Source organism: Treponema zioleckii, assembly GCF_014737315.1.
Taxonomy (GTDB): domain Bacteria; phylum Spirochaetota; class Spirochaetia; order Treponematales; family Treponemataceae; genus Treponema_D; species Treponema_D zioleckii.
This window is the reverse complement of record NZ_JPUF01000114.1, coordinates 1-4246: the sequence shown is the minus strand read 5'-3', so window position 1 is coordinate 4246 and position 4246 is coordinate 1. Positions and strand designations below refer to the sequence as shown.

The following is a 4246-nucleotide window of genomic DNA, read 5'->3' as shown; positions in this document are numbered from 1 at the left end:
TTCTAGCGAAAATCTGGCTTTGGTGGGCGGGCTTGCAGGGGTTTCAGAGTTCCGCGACAAGCACGGCGGTAACTCGGAGGGCAGTTTTGTTGCTCGCACGCCGCTCGCAACTTTGGGGAGACATGAGCGAAGGTGTTTTTCCGCAAGTTTTCTACCGAAAATCTGGCTTTGGTGGGCGGGCTTGCAGGGGTTTCAGAGTTACGCGACAAGCACGGCTGCAACTCGGAGAGGCAGTTTTGTTGCTCGCACGCCGCTCGCAACTTTGGGGAGTCATGAGAGATGTTGTTTTTCCGCAAGTTTTCTACCGAAAATCTGTGTTTAAACGGGCGAGCTTACAAGGGACTTGCAATCTAAAGACTTGCGTCATGCCGAATTTATTTCGGCATCTACACTACATATTTGGTGCACGAGCCCCCGAATCGAGTTCGGAATGGCACAGCATCGTGTGCGGGAATGACAGGCGGTTTCTATTATGCTCAAACCAGCAAACCGCAGGCGGGTCGCGCAAGAAATCGCAAGGTGATTATTCACCGGTAAGGTCTTTTACTTTTGAAATAAGTCTGTCGCCATAAATGTTCCCAAAAACATCCATAACACCGCTCGTTGCATTTTGGAACGGTTTTAAATCCGGCATCGTTATTATCATTCCTTCCTCTTTGAGTTTTGAAACATAAGATTCAGTCTGCTCTTTTACAAGATTTCGGTTCAGCGTCTGAGCTTTTTTGGCAGCTTCAAGGAGAATTGATTTTTCTTCTGCCGAAAAAGTTTCCCACAAAGTTTTACGAATTACGAGCGGCATAGCATCATAACTGTGATTCGTGATTGCAAGATATTTTTGTTCTTCAAAAAGTCTGCTGTTGAATATTACAGGAATCGGATTTTCCTCTGAATCAAAAAGACCGCTTTTTAATGCCGCTTTTAGCTCATTGAACGCATACGGCTTTGGAGAAGCCCCCAATGCGAGCATAGTTTCCATTACAATCTGATTCGGCGGCGTTCGGATTTTCAAATTCTGCATATCGCTGACGGAATTAATCGGTCGCGAAGTCGTCGTTACGCACCTAAAACCGTTATCATAATGAGAAAGAACGATAATTCCGAATTCTTCAAGAGTTTTGTTCACATCCGTTACGAGTTCACTGTCCATAAAGTGCCAGGCGTCTTCAAATTCCGAAAAAAGAAACGGCATTGCAGAAATTCCAACCTTTGTGGCATAGGTCGCAAAATTTCCGGCACTGGAAACCGTCATATCGAGTTTTCCGCTCATCACGCCTTCAATCAACTCGGCATCTCCGCCAAGTTCCCCGTTTGGAAAAATCTCGATTTTAATTCTTCCGCCAGACTTTTCTTCAACTTCATTCTTAAAAAAAAGCGAAGCGACTCCGCGCGGGTCTTCCATGTTAGTCGAAAATCCCAACGAAATAACAACATTCTTTTCTTCTATTTTTGTTTCGGAAGTCTGCTCCTCTAGCAAAGTTTTTTTGTTGCAAGAAAACGAAAAAAAGGCCACGAGCGCGCAAAGGGCCGCAAAAGAAAATTTTGATTTATTCATAAACAGACTCCCCATGATTTTGCATGTCCTCATCAAAAATCGCAAAATTATTTTTCCCGTTATTTTTTACATGATACAAGGCCGTGTCAGCCATTTTGAACAGGCTCTTAAAAAGCGTTGCCTGGTTTGGGAAGAGAGAAATTCCGATACTCGCGGTAACGTGAACCGAAACGTCTCCGTTAGTATAATCTTCCGAAAGAATGTCCCGAAGGGTTTTTGCTTTTTTTTCAACGATTTGCATCGGATTTTTTACCGAACTTTTTACGCAGAGAAAAACGCAGAATTCGTCCCCGCCGATTCGTCCAATAAAATCTCGCTCGGAAAACACGAGGGAAAGTTTGTTCGCGGTGTCGCAAATCGCCTGGTCGCCGTAAGAATGTCCAAGTTTGTCGTTAACCAGCTTAAAGTTGTCCAAATCGATAATGAAGAATGCAGCAAATTCAGTTCCGCCGGACTCCTCTATGAACTTAGAGACGGACTTTTCCATGTAGACTTTGTTCAAAAGCCCCGAAAGACCGTCCGTTTCAACCATTGTCTTAAGTTCCTGCTCGTGCATAATCTGGGCATTAACATTGACGGCATTTCCAATGAATTTTAAAGGGACATTTTCTTTATCCCGTATTATGTTTCCGGTAATTCGGTACCAAATATATTCATTATTTTTGCAAAGAAGGCGCAGCTCCGAAATATAACGAGTTCCGCCTCCAGACAAGAAGTCCTTTATTTTTAAAAGGACACCTTTTTCTGACTCATGAACACGCGACTCAATTTTCTTAAAATCCGAAAGCGGAATGCTTTTTATATTCTCGCCAAAAAGAAATGACGTGTTTCCGGTAAATTCAATCATTTTCTTTTCAAAATCGTAATCAAAAATTAAAGTCTGGCTGGTCTCGTAATTTATTGCGTAGCGGGAATTGTCTTTTTCGAGCCGCGCGCGAAGAATCATCATGCGGCTCAAGAATAAAATAATAATCATAAAAACTGCTGACACCATAAAAATGAGCCGCACCGTGATTTTTGTGATTTTTTTTTGCTGCAAAAAGATATAGTCCGAAGTGATGGTTGAAATAACGTACCAGTCATTTCGCCAGACTGGCGTATAAACGACAATTCGGCTTTCATCACCAATCGAAAAGTTAAAAATTCCTGTTTGATTTTTTTTGCATTTCGGCATAAATCGAATCATGCTGACTCTTTGTGAGGGCTTTTTTTTCCATCAAAAAGTCAAACCAGTTGTCGGTGGTGCAAAGTCTGTTCTCGCTTTTGGTTCCGATTAGAATCATGCCGTTCTTGTCGCTGATGACCGAATATCCGTCCCCGCCGAACGTGTCCACCGAAAAAATATTTTCCAGCACGGAATAGGAGAATGTTCCCGTAATCACGCCGACTGGCTTTCCGCCATTAAAAATCGGAACCGCAAGAGTAAGGACTTTTTCGCCGTCTTCGTCCGTAGAAATCGTGGAAGAGATTTGTGAATGGCCTTCCATCGCCTTCTTGAAGTAGTCCTTCATAAGAATGTTGCCGGAGGATTTTCCGTCGTAGTTGATTGTCATTCCGCTGGCATTGGCGACGGCAATTCTTTTGAACTCGCCCACTCCTTTTGTTGACATAATCGTTTTTTTGAGCAGATTGTAGTCGTCCATGTCAATGTCGTTAAAATATCGCGCCTGGGATTCAAGCATAAAAAGCTGGTCGTTCAATTTGACCTGAAATGTTCCTGCGTAAAGGAAAGCAGTCTCTTTTAGGAAGTTGGTAGAATTTTCAAAAAGATTTTTGTTAACGGATTTTTCAAAAACGGCAAAAGAGCAAATCGTAATGAATATGAGCAAGATTGCGAAGACTATATAAAGCGGTATTCTGAAAGATCTTTTTAGATTCATAAAGTTCCACCTCAACCAGCAGTTAATAAATTATAAAGAAAAATTCAAGGAAACGCTACAAGTTTATTTTTAGAATTTAAGTCATCTTGTGCGTTTCCCACCAGTTTTTCTAACGAAAAACTGGTGCTTTGGTGGGTGGGCTTGCAGGGGTTCGCAAAACGCGGCGGCAAGCAAGGCCTCGTTTTGCGAGCTTACCTTTGTTGCTCGCACGCTGCTCGCAACTTTGGGGAAACATGAGCGAAGTTGTTTTTCCGCAAGTTTTCTAGCAAAAATCTGCGCTTGGGTGGGCGGGCTTGCAGGGGGTTCCGAGTCGCCGCGACAAGCACGGCGGCCACTCGGAGGGGCTGTTTTGTTGCTCGCACGCTGCTCGCAACTTTGGGGAGACATGAGCGAAGTTGTTTTTCCGCAAGTTTTCTAGCGAAAATCTGCGCTTGGGTGGGCGGGGGCTTATTGGCTTGGGACAGGGGAAATGGCTAAGAAGTGGCTGTCATGCCGAATTTAGTTCGGCATCTGTACTAGAGATGCGGTTATTAGCATCTTTCATAAACCAAATTTAAAAGTTGCGTGCGGGAATTTACTCCGACTTTGTTAAAAATATTGTAAATATGCTTTTTAACAGTCGAAACGCTCACGTGAATTTTTTCGCTTATTTCGGTGTTTGAGCGGCCGTCAGCAATCAGTCTAAGAACGTCGGATTCTCGCTCTGAAAGTGAATACGCAGAAACGGCTTTTTCCAGACATGCTTTGGCAACACCACGATTTTCATCAACTTCAAATAAATCGCAAATCATATTTTCTAGATTCTTTAGTTCAA

5 protein-coding genes are annotated in these 4246 nt (G+C 43.1%); 1 reads left to right on the top strand and 4 read right to left on the bottom strand.

Annotated elements, in window-relative coordinates; translation table 11 throughout:
- The coding region (locus JI65_RS17200) for a hypothetical protein (RefSeq protein ID WP_207106106.1) at positions 1–322 on the top strand (322 nt) is incomplete at its 5' end.
- 201 nt (positions 323–523) lie between these two features.
- Here JI65_RS17200 and JI65_RS16500 read toward each other — a convergent pair.
- The 4 genes from JI65_RS16500 to JI65_RS16485 form a co-directional block, all read right to left on the bottom strand.
- Positions 524–1552: a TRAP transporter substrate-binding protein gene (locus JI65_RS16500; protein ID WP_191018261.1), complete on the bottom strand. Its 1029-nt coding sequence runs from the start codon at positions 1550–1552 to the stop codon at positions 524–526.
- Positions 1545–2726, bottom strand: a complete 1182-nt coding sequence (locus JI65_RS16495; RefSeq protein WP_191018260.1) for a diguanylate cyclase domain-containing protein — start codon at positions 2724–2726, stop codon at positions 1545–1547. Before JI65_RS16495 ends, JI65_RS16500 begins: the two co-directional genes overlap by 8 nt.
- On the bottom strand, positions 2689–3432 hold the full coding sequence (locus JI65_RS16490) for a cache domain-containing protein (RefSeq protein WP_191018259.1): 744 nt from the start codon (positions 3430–3432) through the stop codon (positions 2689–2691). The genes JI65_RS16495 and JI65_RS16490 overlap by 38 nt, the downstream gene beginning before the upstream one ends.
- Before the next feature lie 530 nt (positions 3433–3962).
- A partial coding sequence (locus JI65_RS16485) for a response regulator transcription factor (RefSeq protein WP_191018258.1) occupies positions 3963–4246 on the bottom strand: 284 nt, incomplete at its 5' end.